This is a genomic window from Nostoc sp. (genome assembly GCF_036917355.1).
Taxonomy (GTDB): domain Bacteria; phylum Cyanobacteriota; class Cyanobacteriia; order Cyanobacteriales; family Nostocaceae; genus Nostoc.
Genome location: NZ_JBALDP010000076.1, coordinates 32,028 through 50,543 on the forward strand (window position 1 = coordinate 32,028; position 18,516 = coordinate 50,543).

The 18,516-nt window shown below is 39.8% G+C and carries 18 protein-coding genes; 11 read left to right on the plus strand and 7 right to left on the minus strand.

The window, feature by feature from the left end; all coding sequences use genetic code 11:
* Positions 1 to 251: 251 nt before the first annotated feature.
* Positions 252 to 485 carry an NADPH-dependent FMN reductase gene (locus V7K53_RS24945; protein WP_335200216.1) on the plus strand — a complete coding sequence of 78 codons (234 nt, stop codon included), beginning with the start codon at positions 252 to 254 and terminating at the stop codon, positions 483 to 485.
* A gap of 226 nt (positions 486 to 711) precedes the next feature.
* On the plus strand, positions 712 to 900 hold the full coding sequence (locus V7K53_RS24950; protein WP_334703386.1) for a hypothetical protein: 189 nt from the start codon (positions 712 to 714) through the stop codon (positions 898 to 900).
* Positions 901 to 981: 81 nt separating this feature from the next.
* Here V7K53_RS24950 and V7K53_RS24955 read toward each other — a convergent pair whose 3' ends face one another.
* Positions 982 to 1,164: a hypothetical protein gene (locus tag V7K53_RS24955; protein WP_292730563.1), complete on the minus strand. Its 183-nt coding sequence runs from the start codon at positions 1,162 to 1,164 to the stop codon at positions 982 to 984.
* Positions 1,165 to 1,754: 590 nt separating this feature from the next.
* On the opposite strand from V7K53_RS24955, the gene V7K53_RS24960 reads away from it, so the two are divergent.
* On the plus strand, positions 1,755 to 2,735 hold the full coding sequence (locus V7K53_RS24960; RefSeq protein WP_335200217.1) for an aldo/keto reductase: 981 nt from the start codon (positions 1,755 to 1,757) through the stop codon (positions 2,733 to 2,735).
* A 172-nt stretch (positions 2,736 to 2,907) separates the two neighbouring features.
* Here the strand turns inward: V7K53_RS24960 and V7K53_RS24965 are convergent, their stop codons facing one another.
* On the minus strand, positions 2,908 to 3,105 hold the full coding sequence (locus V7K53_RS24965; protein ID WP_292730559.1) for a hypothetical protein: 198 nt from the start codon (positions 3,103 to 3,105) through the stop codon (positions 2,908 to 2,910).
* Positions 3,106 to 3,136: 31 nt separating this feature from the next.
* Between V7K53_RS24965 and V7K53_RS24970 the strand changes: the two genes are divergently transcribed.
* The 4 genes from V7K53_RS24970 to V7K53_RS24985 all read left to right on the plus strand — a co-directional run bounded on the left by V7K53_RS24970 (position 3,137) and on the right by V7K53_RS24985 (position 7,633).
* Positions 3,137 to 3,637 carry a DUF4174 domain-containing protein gene (locus tag V7K53_RS24970; RefSeq protein WP_335200218.1) on the plus strand — a complete coding sequence of 167 codons (501 nt, stop codon included), beginning with the start codon at positions 3,137 to 3,139 and terminating at the stop codon, positions 3,635 to 3,637.
* A 409-nt stretch (positions 3,638 to 4,046) separates the two neighbouring features.
* Positions 4,047 to 4,319: a GlsB/YeaQ/YmgE family stress response membrane protein gene (locus V7K53_RS24975; protein WP_099101964.1), complete on the plus strand. Its 273-nt coding sequence runs from the start codon at positions 4,047 to 4,049 to the stop codon at positions 4,317 to 4,319.
* Between the two features lie 1,164 nt (positions 4,320 to 5,483).
* Positions 5,484 to 6,182 carry a hypothetical protein gene (locus V7K53_RS24980; RefSeq protein WP_335200219.1) on the plus strand — a complete coding sequence of 233 codons (699 nt, stop codon included), beginning with the start codon at positions 5,484 to 5,486 and terminating at the stop codon, positions 6,180 to 6,182.
* A gap of 104 nt (positions 6,183 to 6,286) precedes the next feature.
* The gene (locus tag V7K53_RS24985) at positions 6,287 to 7,633 is read left to right on the plus strand and encodes a hypothetical protein (RefSeq protein WP_335200220.1); all 1,347 of its coding nucleotides are present in this window, start codon (positions 6,287 to 6,289) and stop codon (positions 7,631 to 7,633) included.
* Between the two features lie 299 nt (positions 7,634 to 7,932).
* Here V7K53_RS24985 and V7K53_RS24990 read toward each other — a convergent pair whose 3' ends face one another.
* From V7K53_RS24990 to V7K53_RS25010, 5 genes are all read right to left on the minus strand, one after another.
* The gene (locus V7K53_RS24990) at positions 7,933 to 8,730 is read right to left on the minus strand and encodes a superoxide dismutase (RefSeq protein WP_335200222.1); all 798 of its coding nucleotides are present in this window, start codon (positions 8,728 to 8,730) and stop codon (positions 7,933 to 7,935) included.
* A 338-nt stretch (positions 8,731 to 9,068) separates the two neighbouring features.
* Positions 9,069 to 9,632, minus strand: a complete 564-nt coding sequence (locus V7K53_RS24995; protein ID WP_335200224.1) for a 3'-5' exonuclease — start codon at positions 9,630 to 9,632, stop codon at positions 9,069 to 9,071.
* A gap of 189 nt (positions 9,633 to 9,821) precedes the next feature.
* A complete protein-coding gene (locus V7K53_RS25000) occupies positions 9,822 to 10,256 on the minus strand; it encodes a hypothetical protein (RefSeq protein ID WP_335200228.1) in 435 nt (144 codons plus the stop codon).
* A 320-nt stretch (positions 10,257 to 10,576) separates the two neighbouring features.
* Positions 10,577 to 11,839, minus strand: a complete 1,263-nt coding sequence (locus tag V7K53_RS25005) for a sensor histidine kinase (RefSeq protein ID WP_335200225.1) — start codon at positions 11,837 to 11,839, stop codon at positions 10,577 to 10,579.
* A gap of 30 nt (positions 11,840 to 11,869) precedes the next feature.
* Positions 11,870 to 13,756: an ATP-binding protein gene (locus V7K53_RS25010; protein ID WP_335200226.1), complete on the minus strand. Its 1,887-nt coding sequence runs from the start codon at positions 13,754 to 13,756 to the stop codon at positions 11,870 to 11,872.
* A gap of 258 nt (positions 13,757 to 14,014) precedes the next feature.
* On the opposite strand from V7K53_RS25010, the gene petN reads away from it, so the two are divergent.
* The 4 genes from petN to V7K53_RS25030 all read left to right on the plus strand — a co-directional run bounded on the left by petN (position 14,015) and on the right by V7K53_RS25030 (position 18,318).
* A complete protein-coding gene (gene petN, locus V7K53_RS25015) occupies positions 14,015 to 14,104 on the plus strand; it encodes a cytochrome b6-f complex subunit PetN (protein WP_012408302.1) in 90 nt (29 codons plus the stop codon).
* Between the two features lie 7 nt (positions 14,105 to 14,111).
* Positions 14,112 to 14,273, plus strand: a complete 162-nt coding sequence (locus V7K53_RS25020; RefSeq protein ID WP_094350864.1) for a hypothetical protein — start codon at positions 14,112 to 14,114, stop codon at positions 14,271 to 14,273.
* 152 nt (positions 14,274 to 14,425) lie between these two features.
* Positions 14,426 to 17,575 (plus strand): GAF domain-containing protein, encoded by a 3,150-nt coding sequence (locus tag V7K53_RS25025; RefSeq protein ID WP_335200227.1) that lies wholly within the window; start codon positions 14,426 to 14,428, stop codon positions 17,573 to 17,575.
* A 416-nt stretch (positions 17,576 to 17,991) separates the two neighbouring features.
* Entirely contained in the window at positions 17,992 to 18,318 is a 327-nt protein-coding gene (locus V7K53_RS25030; RefSeq protein WP_322697434.1) for a hypothetical protein, read from the plus strand.
* The last annotated feature ends 198 nt before the right edge of the window (positions 18,319 to 18,516 follow it).

The following is an 18,516-nucleotide window of genomic DNA, read 5'->3' on the forward strand; positions in this document are numbered from 1 at the left end:
CGTTGAAAAATATTTTTGTAAAATATTCCAATTTTTGATGGTGAACTTGACTGCAACGGAGTCCTGGGTCAGTGGCAGGTGTAGGTTAACCTTGAAGTGGTGCGTAATTGGAGATGATGCCCTCACAAAGCTCACACCTATTAATCACAGAGATGACTTGACAATAAAATAGCTAAAGCATAGGCGTAGATCGTTGTAGACATCGCCTAAAAGTTATTGATAAAGTTTGATTTAAAGCTGGACTCTTTGGGTTGAGTCGAAGGAAAACTGAAAGTGTATTTATTGGTTTGTTGACCGACAGGATTGCTGCTGGTATTGTTTGCTACTCAGCGGGGAGCTTTGGAGGAGTGCGGGCAGCCATCCAGTTACGCGCTTTTCTGTCAGAGATAGAAATGCCTACTATTTCAAGCATTTTTGCTATTTCTAAAATTGGAAACTCCCTGGATGAAGCAGGTGCTACACAGGAATCAGTCCGTTATAACTAATAGCTGCTTTAACCAAAAGAGTCGGTCAGCAATCAATTATTAGTTATGACGAACTGATTAATTAACTAAAGTTTTTTATATATCTTCGGCGAAAACTGCCATAGGTTCTTTCAATACTGAGGGACAAACTCAACCCTTAGTCACCCTTTAAGAGAAACTTGTGTGAAGCTGTAAGAGAGTGAAGAATCAAATTCTCTACTAATCAGTTGAATTACCCTTTGTAAATATGCCTTCAATTAGCTACAATCGCACCGACAGCCAGCAGCCACAAAGCATTACCATTGAAGGTTATGTTGTCCGACCTGGATTACACATTCTCAGTTACGAGCAACTCAAGTTGCTACGAGAGCAAACACAGCATCATTCTCAGCTTGAATCTCTAGTTAGCCAAGGTGTTATTAAGTTGACTGGTTAATAGTCGTCAATTCACTTGCAATTCATCTCATCACCTGCTTATTGGGTAGGTGATGAGATGAATTGCTGTATTAGCTAAGTTCTAAGTAGATGAGTTTGAACGTTCTATTTGCTGACGAACGGTATCAATAGAAGCATTAATACCAGCCAGTTTAGACTCTAAATCATCTCGTAGCCAAATCAAGAATTTTAATTTCCGCTCTAAGCTAGCTTTGTGCGAAATGGGTTCGCTTCCATAACATGGATTGCCCCAAAAAGGAAACATAGTTTACCTCTGAATTTAACTTTTGTAAGAGTGCAATATCTCGCACTACTATATTCTGACTAATCACAATCAGACTAGTGTATGTAACAACCGACCATTATTGTGTGTGCTTAACGAACTTTTGCTAAAAGTTGTCTCTTGAATTGGTGGAGGTATTTGACCAAACTGTCATTAACTCTATCCACTTCTCCTCTAAGACAAAGTTGAAATGACGATACCATGTTCAAAGGTTCTGGCAATTTGGCATTACAACTCTGTATTTTGCAGTTTAAATGAGATATCAACAGAACAGAACAACCACAAATTGCCAGTTGTTGACCCAACGCTGTAAAATAACTCAGCAGCCAATTCACAGCGCTTGGTCATCGCCTCGCTACAACTGGCTAGTAATTCACTAGAAAACCCATAGTAAAAGTGCGTAGGCTAGAAAGCTGTCTTAACACGGCTGGTAAAATAAATGTGAAGTACCCGCAAATCAACGTACTTATATAAGTAAATACTTCTAATAATAGATGACTTGGTAAAAGGGAAAGGGATAATGCTGAAAGGTGTCATATTCTAAGACCAATTACTGAGTAGGAAATTATTTTATGAGAACCAGAAAGCTAGGCAAACAAGGCTTAGAAGTTTCAACTATCGGGCTTGGTTGTATGGGAATGTCTGAGTTCTATAGCGGTCGTGATGAAATTGAGGCGATCGCGACAATTCATCGAGCATTAGAACTTGGAGTGAATTTTCTGGATACTGCTGATATGTATGGGCCGTTTACCAACGAGCAACTAGTAGGCAGAGCAATTAAAGATCGCCGAGATCGAGTAGTTTTAGCAACTAAATTTGGCAATGTCCGTACTGAAGATGGTGGCTTTAAAGGGGTTGATGGTAGACCAGAATACGTCCATCAAGCTTGCGATGCCTCGCTAAAACGTCTGGGAGTGGACGTGATTGACCTCTATTACCAACATCGAGTAGATCCAACTGTCCCCATTGAAGATACTGTGGGGGCAATGGCAGAGTTAGTCAAGCTGGGAAAAGTGCGTTATTTAGGGCTTTCAGAAGCTGCCCCGGCGACGATTCGACGAGCTGTAGCAGTTCACCCCATTACTGCACTGCAAACAGAATACTCTCTTTGGAGTCGAGAACCAGAGGATGAAATTCTACCCACCGTGCGGGAATTAGGAATTGGGTTTGTTCCTTATAGCCCATTAGGAAGAGGATTTTTATCAGGTGCGATCGCTAGCCCTGACGATCTTGCACCGGATGACTATCGAAGAAATTCTCCTCGCTTTCAAGGTGAGAATTTTTATAAAAACCTGCAATTAGTAGAGCAAGTCAAAGCGATCGCCAGCGAAAAAGGCGTAACTTCTAGTCAGCTTGCTTTAGCATGGCTATTGGCTCAAGGAGAAGATATTGTCCCAATTCCTGGTACAAAACGCCGTACTTACTTGGAGGAGAATATTGCAGCTACCGAAATTATCCTGACTGAACAAGATTTGAATCAACTGGAAACAGTTGCACCAAAAAATGTGGCAACTGGCGATCGCTATCCTGATATGAGTACTGTTAACCGTTGATCCCTCTGAGTGCTGGAGTATTTTTTCAAATTCCGTTTTAGATACACAAGCAGACATTACCGCAGCTTAACAAAGTAATCACCCAGAATTATCTAAGGAAATGTCAAAAGTAGCGTAGGCGCAGCCCGTCGTAGACATCGCTATTTTATCGGCTATATCTCTGGATACTCATTCAATCATCTGGAAACTGCCAGCACGAGATATGTTCAATATCTTTGCTGCCGCATTTACTACAGACTGCATCAATCACAGAGTCTACCCATTCATAGCTACAACTACGACAATGACAGAAAATGTTATTGCGGTTAGCCATTTCAATACCTTGATGCCACTGTTGTAGTTGAGAAGAGTCTGGAAAAGCTTCTGACATTTCATCAAACCTCGTTTATGCCATTGTCATTATGAGCCTAACAAGCCCCGAAGTGAATAACTCAGTATTAATCGCTCTAGCGATCGCCGCATCTATAGCCCTATCGCCTGTTAGTATTGCTGGTACTGTCCAAAGTTCAACCCATACGATCAAAATGTCTTCATTTAACCTCAGTTCCCAAAAATGGCAAAATCGAGTGCTGCTAGTCTTTGCACCATCTGTTGATAACCATAACTATCAGCAACAAATGCAGTTATTTAACCAGCAACAAAACGATTTTAAAGATCGGGATTTAGTTCTCGTTCAAGTTTTGGCAACAGATAAAAGCTATGCCAATGGACAGTTAATAGATGAGTCTTCTGTTGCCAATTTGCGAAATCGCTTTGGAGTTGATAAAGAAAATTTTCGCGTCATTTTGATCGGCAAAGATGGTGGTGTTAAGCGCCAAGAAAGTACACCAGTCAAAGCGACAGCAATTTTTGAGCAAATTGACGCTATGCCCATGCGTCAGCAAGAAATGCAAGAACGATAAATTTGTAAAGCAGTTGGTTTTCTTGTTTAACACTAATGCAAGTACAGGTAATTGCTCTTTACTACAAACGCTACGCCAATGCCTAAGCACAAACCTCTTAAGCGCTAGAATTCTACAAGTTCCTACAAAAGTACCTGCTTTCAAACCTGAGCTTAATTCTTCAAGTAGATGAGAACAATCATTAAAAAAGCATATACTGCAATTATCAAGCAATGAATTTATTAGCTCCTGGTTTCAGACCTACTAGGAGCTTTTTTTATTATCCATTTCAATTAAGAGAGTTCATCATGAGAAGTAATAGCGTTCATCCTCAAGGCTATCGATCATTGCTTCTGTTGGTAGATTGAATGTCAATATTTGGATTGCTATTGTGTATTTGTCACTAAAAAACGTTTATCAGATAAAAACAATGAATATTCTTGCTTGGATTGTTTTAGGTCTAATTGCTGGTGCGATCGCAAAGGCTATCTACCCAGGTCATCAAGGCGGCGGAATTTTAGGAACTATTTTATTAGGAATCGTTGGTGCTTTTATTGGTGGTAGTTTGGGTGTATTCTTCAGTACAGGAAGCTTTGCTCTAGCGGCTCCCTCTTTGAGTATTCCCGGTATTGCAGTAGCAGTTCTGGGTGCAATTGTTGCAGTCTTCTTGTGGAACGCATTAACTAGCCGCAGTGCTTTGTAATAAATTTAAAATTAACTAATTTAGAACTTACGCACTTTTTGTCTTAACTGTCAATGCGTAAGTTCTATTTATCAACAATTCTTGACAGAATTTGCTGCTTGTCATGCTCATAGCCTCAACATTATCGACCTGAATAATGTTGAGGCTATAATTTTATTTTGGATGCCCTATCTGTCGCAAACATTTTTTGAATTGGTATTAGATAAGTCGTAAATTTCTACCTTACAGACTTATAATTTCTGCGGCAACAACAGCAACAACACATTAAATCACAAATTTTAATACTTGTAATCTAACTTAACTTTGTTTGGTGCATAGGCATAGCCCGTCATAGGCATTACTTGGCAGGATAATTAAAAACTTGGGTTAGCGATCGCAATCTATTAGTTACACGTGTTTTATTTCAGTTAACGTTACATTTAAGACATACAAGTACTGGTTTACCCACTACTTGTATTAAGTTCTTAAATACTAGTAGTGTGTAAATATATTAAGCTTGCCTTTCACCTATTTGCTATTAAATTTAATCAAGAGGTAGTTACGATTCCTAGTGTACAACTTTGACAACTGTCCACAATACTGTTGCATGTCTCAAGCTCATGGTAATATTATTTTACTGTCAGGGAGATATTATTTATACATTAATTTGTAACCATGCTGAAAGAGTTAGTTAGGTGCGCTACCTCCAAAAAACAAAAAATTATTCAACCTACCCAGGAAATCAACAAAAGCCCTAACGTGCAAAGCACAGAGCTTTTTAAACTCTGCTTATATAAGGTACTAAAGAGCTAACTAAAGCTCTTTTTTAGGAATCATCATAGCCAGGATAAAGGCATAAAACCCTCTTAAGATGGCAAAAAATTAGACAAGAGTAAATAGAAAAGTTTTGACACAATGTCAATAGTTTTTTGTATATGTAAAAATATCAAAAAGCCTAATTTGTATTGTCAAGAAGACATTAGCATTGTGTGTTTTATTTAGATATTGATTCTCTTTGTGTTTGTTACCTATATATAAAAGTCCTATTTGATTAGTGAAAACTTAAGCTACCTCAATCAAATCAGGCAAACACTTAAATTTAATAAATAATTTCGGACTGCTAGATAATCTCGATCTAGTAAAAATTCGATTATTCACAAAGTCAGTAAGAGTAACAAGAAAAACATGAATATCATAGTTCGTTTGTTTGGAGCGATCGTTCTCCAAGTATCTGCGTTGGCTGCAATGTCTAGCATGGCAATGTCTGATGACAAGCCCTTTCGCGTCAATACCCAACAGACTCCTGCTGTTTATCCACGAAAAACAACACAGCCTTTTCGCGTCAATACTCAGCAGACTCCTGCTGTTTATCCACGAAAAACAACACAGAGGATTTGCTCTTTAGATCCCATTGAAGATTTATTACCTCCACCACAAACTAAAGCAAGTAATTCTTTGCTTTCTTACCTTGCTGAACAGGGTTTTACACAAAATAAAGAGGGTTCCTGGGTCTGTTATGCGAACGATCCTAAAAAAGAAGGACGTTATTTTACTTTATTTAAGGTCAAACAAGTTAATAACAGGCTCATAGCAAGTTCTTTCCTAGATGAAGGCAGTCTAATTCAAGGTCAGGAAAATCGTAGCTTGGACTTCTTTATGATGCTGATTGAGCATCATACGAATACTACTAAAGAGAACCGTCAAGGTATACGTAGATATCTACAAGCCTTCGTTTCTTTAGTCAAGGAAGGGAAGATCAAACCTACACGTCGTGGGTATCTTTTTGACCAACCAAACCGGGCTATGGTCTTGTATCACACACTCTCATCAGGAAACCTTAGAGGTACGGGAATCACGATCAATATTTATTTACCTAAGAGTTGAATTGGGGAAGTAGGGGAGCAGGGGAGAAGTAGCAGTAAGTCTTTCCCCTCTGCCTCTTGTGCCCAATCCCCAATTAAATTGCTGTCGTTTAGTGGAGGTGCATCTTGTCTAAATCAATTGTTCAAAGAATTGCGATGCCGAAGGTAGTTCGCTTTGCAGCGATCGCATTTTCATCTGTTGCCGTAGTACTCACTACATGTCAGTCTGCTTTTGCACAGCTAAATGTTGGACGCTATGGCATCCAACAAGGACTGGAGCCTGAGTATCTCCAGTACCAACTTAATAACCAGAATTTGAGCCGGATGCGAGTCATTCCTGGATGTGATGTAGGATTTGGTCTGACCTGCAATAAGACTGGATCGGTAATCCAACGATTGGTGGAGTTAAACAATGGGACTAGTTATCAAAACCTTCTGATCCGAGCAGCCGGTGGGGAAAAAAACTTCCAGAATTTCGCTAGCTTCTACGGCAATAATCCTAATCTCTCTGCGGTGCCTTACGCCTCATTTTGGAGAAACGCATCTCCTGCAATCATGGATGGATCTCAATACCTTCTTGGACAACCTTTTGGTCGTAATCCAGTAGAAGGACTCGGACTTGTAACCAAGCAGTTCTACTGGGCACCATACTCAGGAGTTAATGACTCTGTTAGCCTTCGTAATGGATTACTAGACCTGAAATTGTCATACGGACGACTGCTGTTTGAAGAGGCCTCAAAAATTTCCAATATTCAAGAGCAGATTCAGTCTCTAGGTCTGTCGCCAGAGATGACAAATTTTTATTTAGATAAAATCTCTACAGGCTTAGATGCGTTGAGTTCTGGAAATCAGAACCAACTGCAACAGAAGATTTTTGAAGTCCTATCCTTTCCATACTCTGAAGAAGGTGGGGAGCTCGGACGCCCCAACAATGCGATTCCAGCGGAATTTAATCAGCTCTTAGGAGAAGATATCGCAGGAGATACTTTGCTGAGTGACAATCCACTAGCCTTGGATGGAGAAACAATAGCTTTTGATGCTTTCCCTGGCTCTACGGGAGATGTCTTGGTACCAGACAGTTCTAATTCCTTTCCACTTTGGCCAATAATCGGCGTTGGGGGTCTTGGTTTAATTCTGCTTCTACTACTGAGTGGCGATAGTTCTTCAGCTCAACCATCTGTTTCTTCAGTTCAACCACCTGCACCTGTTTCTCCAGTTCAACCACCTGTACCTGTTTCTCCAGAAAATACACCTTTGTCTCTGACCAGTAAAGGCGAATGCGATCTGACTCCTAGTGGTAATGGTTCCGATCGCACACAGATCATTGAGGTTCCGTGTAATGTTACTCCTCAAACCCACACAGAAGTGAAGAAAGTAGTGGAGCCATCAACGATCAAAGCGCTTGTATTGCTAATTGTTCTACTATGGATAGTCGGTAACAAACACCGAACTTTAAAAATCCGTCATTCGTAATTGTTACATAAGGGGATTTAGCGAAGAGTTAGAGCGCTAGTTTCCAGCGATGTCTACAAGCATCAGGCTTAAAAATAAATAATTAGCCACTTAGGGTAGCACAGCTGGCTGTGCTACCCTAACCGTGTAACTCATTCAAACGAGAATCGCTATTATTACAATTTTGTAATTCGGACAAAGAGAAAGCTGTCATATTGGGTTGTTGTAATTAAATCTATCAACTCTTTCCAATGTCAGCAAAACAAGATTGATTGTCATAATTATTCGTCAATTTCTATTACTAGCCCTTCGCGTAGCGTTCAGTTCGGGGAGTGTCCCGTAGAGAAGGAAAGGTATCGCCTGTTAATCTGCGGCCAATTCACCACATTCCACCAATTATCCAAATACTCAGCCCGACGGTTGCGATATTTCAGGTAATAAGCGTGTTCCCATAGATCGTTACCCATAATCGGATATGAACCCTCCATAATCGGGTTATCCTGATTTGCTGTGGTGACAATCTGGAGCTGCTTTTGGGGATTGCGTACTAACCAAACCCAACCACTACCAAAACGACCTGTACCCGCTGCATTAAACTGTTTTTTAAAGGCATCAAAGCTGCCAAAAGTTTTGTTAATTTCTTGAGCGATCGCGCCTGATGGTTGTCCACCACCTTGAGGACTCATCAGTTGCCAAAAAATCGTATGGTTGAGATGACCACCAGCGTTATTACGTACCTTTGTCCGAATAACTTCAGGTACGCTGTTCAAATTCACTAGTAAACCTTCAACACTTCTTTTTTGCAAATCTGGATACTGCTTCAATGCATCATTTAAGTTTTTGACGTAGCTAGCATGATGTGCATCATGATGTAATTTCATCGTTTCAGCATCAATAGCTTTTCCTAGTGCCCCATAAGCATAAGGCAATGGTGCTAGTTGTGCGGGAGAAGCACTTAATGACCTATTAGGATAAGCTACAGTGGCAAACGGTCTAGCTATTGTTGGTGTAGAAGTTTGTGCCTCAGCTATTGGTACTGGTTCGTGAGAAATTAGCAGAATTGCCAACACAATTGTTGTGAAGAAAAAAACTATTTTTTTTCGCCAAAATCCGATCATAAATTGTAGCCTCAAAATCAATATTATTGGCTTATAACCCGCTCCTAGACTGTTAGTTTGCAGTTATATTAAGCCAAATATTATATATATTACCTTAGCTGTCAGTTAATTAAAACAAAAATAGATATAGCTGAAATTTTATTTTTTAAACCGATAATTCAAACCTTGCACACAATAAATCTCTTGGACTAAGAATAACAATTATTCATACAAATTCTAATTTTATTATGTTATCGAAGTCTCATTCGCCTGTATGAACATCTTGTTTACAGCATAATAGCTAGATTTTATCCACTATTTTAACTAGGCTACGCTACTACAATTTTTATATTATTTATTCACCTGATTTTTTTGCTTTTAATCTGTCTGTATATCGCTGCAATATTGCGGGCATCATCAATGCCACGATGGTGTGTGCCTTTTAATTCTATCCCCAACTCATCGAGAGCTTGTGCCATGCCAAATTTTTTAGAGACACCAAGATATTCTGAAAATTCCTCTTTGATATTTATGTGTTCTGAAGTAAAAGGATAAGGAAAATTATGAAACGCGCAATCTTGAATAAACTGCTTTTTGTCGTAATTACCCCAAGAACAAAAAATATAGTCGGGAAATAAATTAATCCATTCTTTAAAGCGAGAAATTGCCTCGAAAAATTTTGGTGCTTCGTCAACATCTTGCTGCCGAATACTAGTCAATTCAGTGCAAAAACCTGTTAGTTGCGGATGTCTCACAGGTTGGATGAATTGCTGAAACTCGGAATCAATTTCCCACGTTGCCCGATTGAGAATCACTGCACCGATTTCAATTATTTCCATTTGGTGACGGGGAATAGTTTTATTGTTACAGCAGGTAGCTTCCAAATCGACTATCAGATAATAGTCAGATATTTTAGTATTCATATTATGTAATAGAGTAATAATTATTAAGTTTAGTAATTATTTATACATAAGTTTAAATAATTGCATAAGTAATTTTGTAGGTTTATTGTATTTATCATACTACAAAAACGTAATGCTTACAGCCTTTTTGATTTATTTGAACTACAGCTAGCTGTAAGACCACAACTTCGCAACTTAGGCAAAGGGAATTTAGATTGATGAAAAAGGTTTAACCCAACGGAATTGGATAGCGATATCAAGAGCGATCGCAGCCAGCGCAAACCATAACAAACTTTCTGCCGCCAACACCAAAAAAGGCCAAATTGTGCTATCAGAATTCCACCCAAGTTCTATCTGAGTTAATCCGCGTACTAAGCCAAAGGCTAACACGCCACCAGCTTTGAGTTGGGGATTTCGATCGGAGCGGATGATATAACGATAGGTGACACCAAATAGGAAACCAGTAAAAGTTGCAACTGCACCACTCACCCATAAGTGCCAATTAACATCACTTTGCAGACTTGCGAGTGTCTGAAAATACTTTGCCAGTACTAAAGTATTTAAAAGATTGGCGATCGCGAAGCTAAAACACACAGATAATCCCCCAATTATTCCAGCTTTGAGGGATTCTATGCGTTCTGCCATTAATTGAGGATCTAAAGTTAAGTTCACTCTATATATAAATTAGGGGTTGGGTACTTGTACTGAGTTTCGACTGCACGGAAATCGAGCGAAGTCGAGATTCAACTACCGTGTTGCCGTTGGCGTGGTCACTGAGCTTGTCCTGAGCGTAGCCGTTGGCGCAGCCTCTCGTAGAGAAGGGCGTAGTCGTACCACTTTGTGGAAGCAAGCGCAGCGTCTCGTAGAGAAGTGCAGCCTCTCCAAGAGTTGTATTGGGAAAACTTTTCCCCAGTCTCCAATATGATAAATGCTAGAGCTGTTTTGTAATTAATCAAATGTTGTTCTCATGTAGGAATTTTGATAATAAACTCAGTTCCCATACCAGGTTGAGAATTCACTTCTAATACACCTTTGTGTTTATCTACAACTATTTGATATGCAATCGACAAGCCAAGTCCAGTACCTTTGCCGACAGTTTTTGTCGTAAACAACGGCTCAAACAAGCGTTTTTTAAGCCGTTCAGGAATACCAATTCCATTGTCAGCAATCCGAATTATAGCCGATTGTTCAGAATCTATTTCTGTGGCAATTTTAATCTTAGGAATTAGATTGCTCATTTTGCCTTCCATTATAGCTTCATCAAGGGCATCAATTGCATTTGCGAGAATGTTCATAAATACTTGATTCATCTGCCCTAGATAGCAATTTACCTCTGGTAATATTCCATAACTTTTAATCACTTCAATACCGGGACGATCGCCATTAGCCTTGAGGCGGTGTTGTAAAATCACCAGTGTACTATCTATTCCTTGGTGCAAATCAGCAGGTATTTTGGTATCACTATCCGAGCGAGAGAAGCTACGGAGTGAACTAGAAAGGTTTTGAATTCGTTCGCTTCCTATGTGGAGTGAGTTCAAGATTTTTCCCATATCTTCGAGAACAAAGTTTAGATCCAAGTTCTCAATAGTATTGGTAATTTTGGCTGTTGGATTTGGATACTCTTGTTCATATAGTAGAAGCAACTCGGTTACTGCTGTAATATGTTCTTGCAAGGGTGGAATATTGCTGGAAATAAAGTTGATCGGGTTATTGATTTCATGGCCAATACCAGCGATTAGCTCTCCGAGTGTTGATAGTTTCTCTTGCTGTACTAGTTGGACTTGGGCTTTTTGCAAAGCCCTGGTGCGATCGCTAACTTGTTGTTCCAAAGATTCAGTCAATTGTTTGAGTTGTAAATGTACGCGTACTCTTGCAATCACTTCTTCTTGGGCAAATGGTTTCGGGATATAGTCAACTGCGCCAAGGGAAAATCCCTTGGTTTTGCTCTCTGTATCCGATAAGGCAGTGGTGAAAATAATCGGAATGTTTTGGGTAACAGGATTGGCTTTGAGACGGCGACAAGTTTCAAATCCGTCAATACCGGGCATTTGTACATCCAGCAAAATCAACTCTGGTTGATTGCGTTCGGCTTGAGCGATCGCACTTTCTCCATCGACTGCAACCCGAAAACGAAAACCCTCACTATTGAGTGCTTCACACAAGAGAGATAAATTTGTGGGATTATCATCCACAATCAAAATAAATCCGGTATCTGAGGTCTTAAGCATAATGAATTAATAATTGAAAATTAACTCAAATTAATTGATGTATTCTTGAATAAAAGTTTCCAAACGCTTGAGTTGAAAATTACTAGCAAGCTGGACGATTTGCTGGACAAAAATGCTTAAATGCTCATCAGATTTAGAAAGTTCTTCGGCCAGTTCCAAAACTTTTTGAATATCACCGTCTTGCGTTAGTTCGAGTAAATCTTGTAAAACCTCTTGCGCAGGATGAATCATCTCAATTGGTCGATCCAAAGCATCTATATTGGTTTTTTTGATTTCATCTACCTTCACGTCAAAAATCCATTCCAGTTGCAAAAACTGTCGTAGCATTTCCAGCAGCGTTTCAGCTTCTACAGGCTTTGGTAGAAATGCATTTGCACCTACATCAATACTCTTGTACTGGTCGGCTGCAAACACACTAGCTGAGGAAGCTATGACTGCAATCTCTTTAAATTGCTCAGACTGACGCAAACGTTCGATCAACTCAAATCCATTCAATATAGGCATCACGAGGTCAGTAATAATCAAGTCTGGTTTGTGAGCTAGAGCCTTTTCCCATCCTTCCTGACCTTGACTAGCTTCTACAACAGTAAACCCAACTGGCTCTAGTAAATTTACAATTACCGATCGATTTTCCCATTTGTCATCCGCAATCAAAATGGTACGGCTTTGTCCTTGATAACCAATAATAGTTCCTTGCTCAACCACTCTAGAAACCTTTGCCCAATCTTTAGATTCTGGAAATTCTGCCTCAAACCAGAAAGTACTTCCTTTGCCAAATTCACTTTGTACTTGAATCTGACCACCCATCAATAAAACAATGTTTTGGCTGATTGCTAATCCCAAACCTGTACCTTCAGATTGTCGTTTTTGATTTCCTACTTGTTCAAAGGGTTGGAAGATTTTCTGCGCTTGTTCAGGAATTATCCCCGCACCAGTATCTATTACCTCAAAGCGAATTTTATAGTTAGTGTGTCCATTGGTGTTTGATTGTTTAGCAATGACCTTAACTTTGAAGGTGACACTACCTTCATTAGTAAATTTAATCGCATTACTAAGTAAATTAATCAGTACTTGCCGCAAGCGTTTTTCATCAGTATGAATGCCGGTTGGTAAATTAGGATCGAGTTGGACGTGAAATGCGATCACCTTTTGTTCTGCGCGGATGCGGGAAATTTCAGTTACGCTATCTATAAAGGCAGGTAAGTAGAAATCAACAGGATACAATTCTAGTTTCCGGGCTTCTATTTTGGAGAGATCCAGAACATCATTAATTAGGGTCAAAAGATGAGAACCACATTGATAAATGATGCTGACCCCTTTACGTCCTTTCTCACTCAAAGATTCTGTGCGTTGAAGAATTTGTGTATAGCCCAAAATACCATTAAGAGGTGTGCGTAGTTCATGACTCATATTGGCGAGAAATTCACTCTTGGCTTGGCTGGAGTTTTGAGCAACTTCTTCTGCAAGGCGTAATTCTTTTTCGATGCGCTTGCGCTCGACAATTTCAGTTGAAAGCGCTCGATTGATAACTTCTAACTGGGTTGGACTAGGTAGTGTTAGAGCTTGAGGCATGAGATAAAATAACGCAAATGCTGTATATATTGAAATAATGGCAGTTAGAGCTTTTAAACTACCTGCAACCCAATAGTCTGGATGCCAAAGCGTCCAAATATCCATCAAGTGTCCAGTACCGCAGGCAATGATAAAAGCACCAAATAACAAAAATACTCCATTGAAAGGAACGTCTTTACGCTTAGAAATAAAGTAAATCAGTAGGAAAGGAATAGAATAATAAGCTAGAGCGATCGTGGCATCAGAAATGATGTGCAGCCAAACTAATCCAGTTTGCCAGAGATAACAATGTCCGTGGGGAATAAAACCGTTGGAGTGGAAAGGATGGTTGAAAAATGTCGGCATGATATTAAGGGTTGCTGGATTGGAAATATATACCCATAGCCCTAGTATTCCCAAAGCATTAAATCAGAAAGCGCGATCGCTACTTTATTTATATTAGTTTTCATTATTACGTACAGCACTGAAGTATCAAAAAAAGATAGTATCTGATTTACGACCGCACGCAAAACTTACAATGTCATTGATAAAAAAATCTCAGTCTGCCCAATCCCTGTATGATAAATATTAGAAACCTTTTGTAATTATTTGAAAAATGGGACTATGGAGATTTTGACACTAGGTTGGGTATCGTTGCTAGTTGTGTTTACTTGGTCAATTGCAATGGTAGTGTGGGGACGTAACGGACTGTAGAGGCATTGTGGAAAGTCCATTCTTGAGTATTTTGGCTTTATTTGCTGTAGTGCTGCTTGTAGTAGTCACTGGTGGTATTGGTTATTTGACCCTGGCAGATTGGCGCGATCGCCGTCGTCGAGATGAAGAGAAACGTACCACCCGCAGCGCCACTCCCAAGCGGCGATAATTTTCTCGTGATTGAAAATCTTTTTGTAGGGACGCGATACAATCGTGTCCCTACATTGTTTTTATGACATTCCCAAGAAATAACTGTTACCTTTGCGATCGCAACGGGAATCATGAAATAGAAGACTTTCAATATTTAAAGTCCCACTGGGAATGGAAAACTCCTCTACTACTCAACCCATACAACCAAATTCAGAACGGCAAGAATCTCATTCAGATGTAACATGCTCCTTGCGTCAGAATGAGCAACAAAAAGCCTTATCTGGAGTTATTGCCCGTATTCGGGAGTCTCTAGACATAGAAACTATCTTCAAAATTACAGTCACTGAAGTCCGCCAACTTCTGAAAAGCGATCGGGTTGGCGTGTTTCGTTTTTATCCTGAATTGGCATGGGAAGGAGAATTTATCTATGAAGATGTGGCAACCGAATGGGATTCGGCATTAGCAGCCAAACTGCGCGATCGCTGCTTTAGTGAGGAGTTCGCAGGACTTTATCAGCAAGGTCGAATTAGAGCAATAACTGATATTTATCAAGTTAATGCCAGTGATTGCTATATCCAGATTCTGGAAAAATTCCAAGTACGTGCCAGTATAATTGCCCCCTTGATCAAAGGTAAAGATTTATGGGGATTGTTGTGTATTCATCAGTGTGGTAATCCTCGACAATGGGAAGCATCAGAAATTGAGTTTGTGCAATTAATCGCCGAACATCTAGGAGTTGCTTTACAGCAAGCAGATTTCCTGGAACAAGTCAAACTACAATCAGCAGAACTAGCACAAGCAAAAGCCAGAGAAAAAGCGGCCCAATGGCAGAAAACTATAGCTATCACTATTGAGAAAATTCGCCAGTCCCTAGATTTGGAAAGTATTTTCCACACAACCACCGCAGAACTTAGGCAGCTGCTAAATGCCGATCGCGTCGCTATCTACCGCTTCAATCCCGATTGGAGTGGTGAATTCGTGTTTGAATCAGTGGCAGAGGGTTGGGTTTCCCTCATAGAGCAACAGTCGCAACGCCCGGAATTGAAAGAGAACGTCAGCGAATGTAGCGCCAAAGATTTAGCTAAACCCCCAGTCGCTGATACCTATTTACAAGATACAGAAGGTGGGAGCTTCACTCAGTGTGAAGTGTACCGAATTTGTAATGATATTTACAATTCAGGCTTTAGCGATTGCTACATTAAAATTTTAGAGATATATCAAGCAACAGCTTATGCGATCGTTGCTATTTACCACGGTCAGAAGCTCTGGGGCTTGCTAGCAGCATACCAAAATGCTGGATCTCGTGATTGGCAAAAAGATGAGGTTTACTTGCTTACTCAAGTGGGCACCCAACTAGGTGTGGCTTTGCAGCAAGCGGAATTTATCCAACAAATGCAGATTCAAGCAGCAGATATCAGCAAAGCTGCTGAAAGGCAAAGAGCGTTGGCGCACACAGTAGAAAAAATTCGTCAGTCTCTTGAAATTGAAGCCATATTTAAAACCACTACTCAAGAAGTTCGTCGGTTATTAGAAGTGGAACGAGTCGCAATTTATCGCTTCTATCCTGATTGGAGTGGCGAATTTGTGGCTGATTCCATCGTTGATGGCTGGACACCAATGGTTAAGCCGCAGCCAGTAACGGAACGCGTTCTTGTGCAAGGAAAACAAGCGGGTAAGTATGCACGTAATGAAGTTTTTGTACCAATTTCTCAGGGTGAAAAGCTGTGGGGATTGCTAGTAGCTTATCAAAACTCCCAGCCCCGTTATTGGCAAGATGAAGAAATCAACTTGCTAGCACAAGTTGGCGTTCAATTGGGGGTAGCATTACAGCAAGCTGAATCCTTGACACAGATGCAGGTGCAAGCCCAAAAACTGGCTCAAGCGGCCGAGCGAGAACGGAAAGCAGCCGAAAGACAGAAGGCTTTAGCTGCAACAGTGGAGAAAATCCGCCACTCTCTTGATATTGACACCATTTTTGCAACCAGTACAGAAGAAGTCCGACGGTTGTTGGAAGTTGACCGAGTGACAATCTATAGATTCGGAACTGATTGGAGTGGGAAATTTGTTGCTGAGTCTTTAGCCCAAGGTTGGACACCAGTAAAGGAAATTGTACCTGCGATGTCTACGACGGGCTATACCTACGCAAGTAATTACTTGCAAGAAACCCAAGGCGGGGATTTTGCTAATGGTAAAACTCTTGTTATTAAGGATATTTACAGCACCGATGAGTCTATTTCTTATATTGCCCTGATTGAACTAATGGAAGCTAGGGCATATATGATTGTGCCGATTTTTCAGGGTGAGAAACTTTGGGGATTGCTAGCAGCTTATCAAAATATCCAACCCCGTGATTGGCAAGAAGATGAGGTAGATTTGCTGATGCAGATTGGTACTCAGTTAGGGGTAGGACTTCAACAAGCGGAATTACTAGAACAAACTCAATGTCAAAAAGAAGAACTGACCCAGACTTTGAAAGAATTGCAGGACACTCAGAGCCAGTTAATTCAAAGTGAAAAAATGGCAGGCTTAGGGCAGTTAGTTGCTGGCGTAGCACATGAAATTAATAACCCGATTAGTTTCATTTATGGGAATATTACTTATGTGACTGAACATACCGAAAATTTATTTAAATTGCTGCGCCTTTATCAAAAACAGTATCCTAAGACAACAGAGGAAATTAAAAAGCAAGTAGCAGCATTAGATTTAGATTTCATTAATGATGACTTGCCCAAAATTCTTGCTTCAATGAAGATGGGTGCAGAGCGGATCTCTCAATTAGTCTTGTCGTTACGAAGTTTTTCTCGGCTTGACGAATCAGGAATGAAGCCCGTTGACCTTCATGAAGGTATCGACAGTACTTTGCTAATTTTACAACATCGACTGCAACCACAAACTAATTCTTTTGCTATTGAGGTAGTTAAGCAATATGGTGAATTGCCTCCAGTAGTCTGCTATGCAGCCCAGATGAATCAGGTGTTTATGAATATTCTCAACAACGCGATTGATGCACTGGAAAACTCAGCAATTAGTGGAAAAAGAATTGACAATCCTAAAATTTGGATACGTACAGAAGTTATAGAAGAAAATACTGTTCTGATTTGGATTGCTGACAATGGTTGTGGGATTCCAGAGATTGTGCGATCGCGCATTTTTGAACCTTTTTTTACTACCAAACAACCTGGACAAGGGACTGGTTTGGGATTATCTATTAGTTACCAAATTATTGTAGAAAAACACGGCGGTAATATCAAATGTGTTTCTGAACCTGGTAATGGCTGTGAGTTCTCGATACAAATTCCAATGAAACGGACAATTAGTTAGGAAAAAATAGGCGATGCTTTCTCTATGAGAGGCTACGTCAGAGGACACAGAGGAAGGAGAAAAAGGCGATCGCACTGTAGAGATTTTTGCAGGCGATCGCTTATCATAATTTCACTAACATTAGTAATATAATTTGCTCTATGAATTAATATGGAAACTAAAGAAATTCTCCGAGGACTCCCAAACTTGAGCATAAGCGATCGCCTACAGATAGCTGAATCAACCCTGTAATGCTTTTTTATCTCACGCAATAGCCACACTCAATTCCGATTCTTGATCGGTTCAATACCATGTAAGCGTCGGGACGTTCTCAGTAAACTAAAATAGCTATTCACGCTAAAATATAATATAACTACCAGTGCTAAAACTGATTAATATCTACTCGTGTTTTTAAATTATCTACTTGCAAGGTATTTATGAACAATAATCAACCGCTCACAGCACAATCATCAACTACACCCCGCGCTGAACTATTATTAGAAATTCAACAAACTCCAGAAGAATATGTACCAGAATTACTACAAATTGTACGTCTATTTCGCCAAAGTGTGAGGATGAAACAGACATCATTAAATAACTGGGAAGATGCTCTTAATGAAATTAATCAGAGTGATGCCGTCAAACAACAAGAAAGGAAAACAAACATCAAAAAAATATTTGAGTCATGGAATGAGTTAGATGAACAAGAAGAACAACAACAAACTTTAGAAATTATTGAATCTATGAAAGGTATTTCTATTTAAAATAGGATGAGTAATACCAATTTAATATGAAGCTGCATATAATAGAGGGAAGCAAACTTGATAAATTTGAATACTCATGAGCCGTCCTTTTGAGATTGAAATTGCAGAGAGCGAAGAAGAACTAAAAAAACGTCTGCAAACAGCCAACTGGGGAAACCAGAAAGAAAAACTTATTATGTTGTGGTGGATCAAAAGCGG

Bases quoted from the DNA above. Each gene is read 5' to 3' on its own strand.
- V7K53_RS24965 (WP_292730559.1), bottom strand. From the start codon at position 3,105: ATGTCAGAAGCTTTTCCAGACTCTTCTCAACTACAACAGTGGCATCAA.
- V7K53_RS24995 (WP_335200224.1), bottom strand. From the start codon at position 9,632: ATGAATACTAAAATATCTGACTATTATCTGATAGTCGATTTGGAAGCT.
- V7K53_RS25000 (WP_335200228.1), bottom strand. From the start codon at position 10,256: ATGGCAGAACGCATAGAATCCCTCAAAGCTGGAATAATTGGGGGATTA.
- petN (WP_012408302.1), top strand. From the start codon at position 14,015: ATGGAGATTTTGACACTAGGTTGGGTATCGTTGCTAGTTGTGTTTACT.
- V7K53_RS24975 (WP_099101964.1), top strand. From the start codon at position 4,047: ATGAATATTCTTGCTTGGATTGTTTTAGGTCTAATTGCTGGTGCGATC.
- V7K53_RS24970 (WP_335200218.1), top strand. From the start codon at position 3,137: ATGAGCCTAACAAGCCCCGAAGTGAATAACTCAGTATTAATCGCTCTA.
- V7K53_RS24980 (WP_335200219.1), top strand. From the start codon at position 5,484: ATGAATATCATAGTTCGTTTGTTTGGAGCGATCGTTCTCCAAGTATCT.
- V7K53_RS25025 (WP_335200227.1), top strand. From the start codon at position 14,426: ATGGAAAACTCCTCTACTACTCAACCCATACAACCAAATTCAGAACGG.
- V7K53_RS24955 (WP_292730563.1), bottom strand. From the start codon at position 1,164: ATGTTTCCTTTTTGGGGCAATCCATGTTATGGAAGCGAACCCATTTCG.
- V7K53_RS24990 (WP_335200222.1), bottom strand. From the start codon at position 8,730: ATGATCGGATTTTGGCGAAAAAAAATAGTTTTTTTCTTCACAACAATT.
- V7K53_RS24950 (WP_334703386.1), top strand. From the start codon at position 712: ATGCCTTCAATTAGCTACAATCGCACCGACAGCCAGCAGCCACAAAGC.
- V7K53_RS25030 (WP_322697434.1), top strand. From the start codon at position 17,992: ATGAACAATAATCAACCGCTCACAGCACAATCATCAACTACACCCCGC.
- V7K53_RS24960 (WP_335200217.1), top strand. From the start codon at position 1,755: ATGAGAACCAGAAAGCTAGGCAAACAAGGCTTAGAAGTTTCAACTATC.
- V7K53_RS25010 (WP_335200226.1), bottom strand. From the start codon at position 13,756: ATGCCGACATTTTTCAACCATCCTTTCCACTCCAACGGTTTTATTCCC.
- V7K53_RS25005 (WP_335200225.1), bottom strand. From the start codon at position 11,839: ATGCTTAAGACCTCAGATACCGGATTTATTTTGATTGTGGATGATAAT.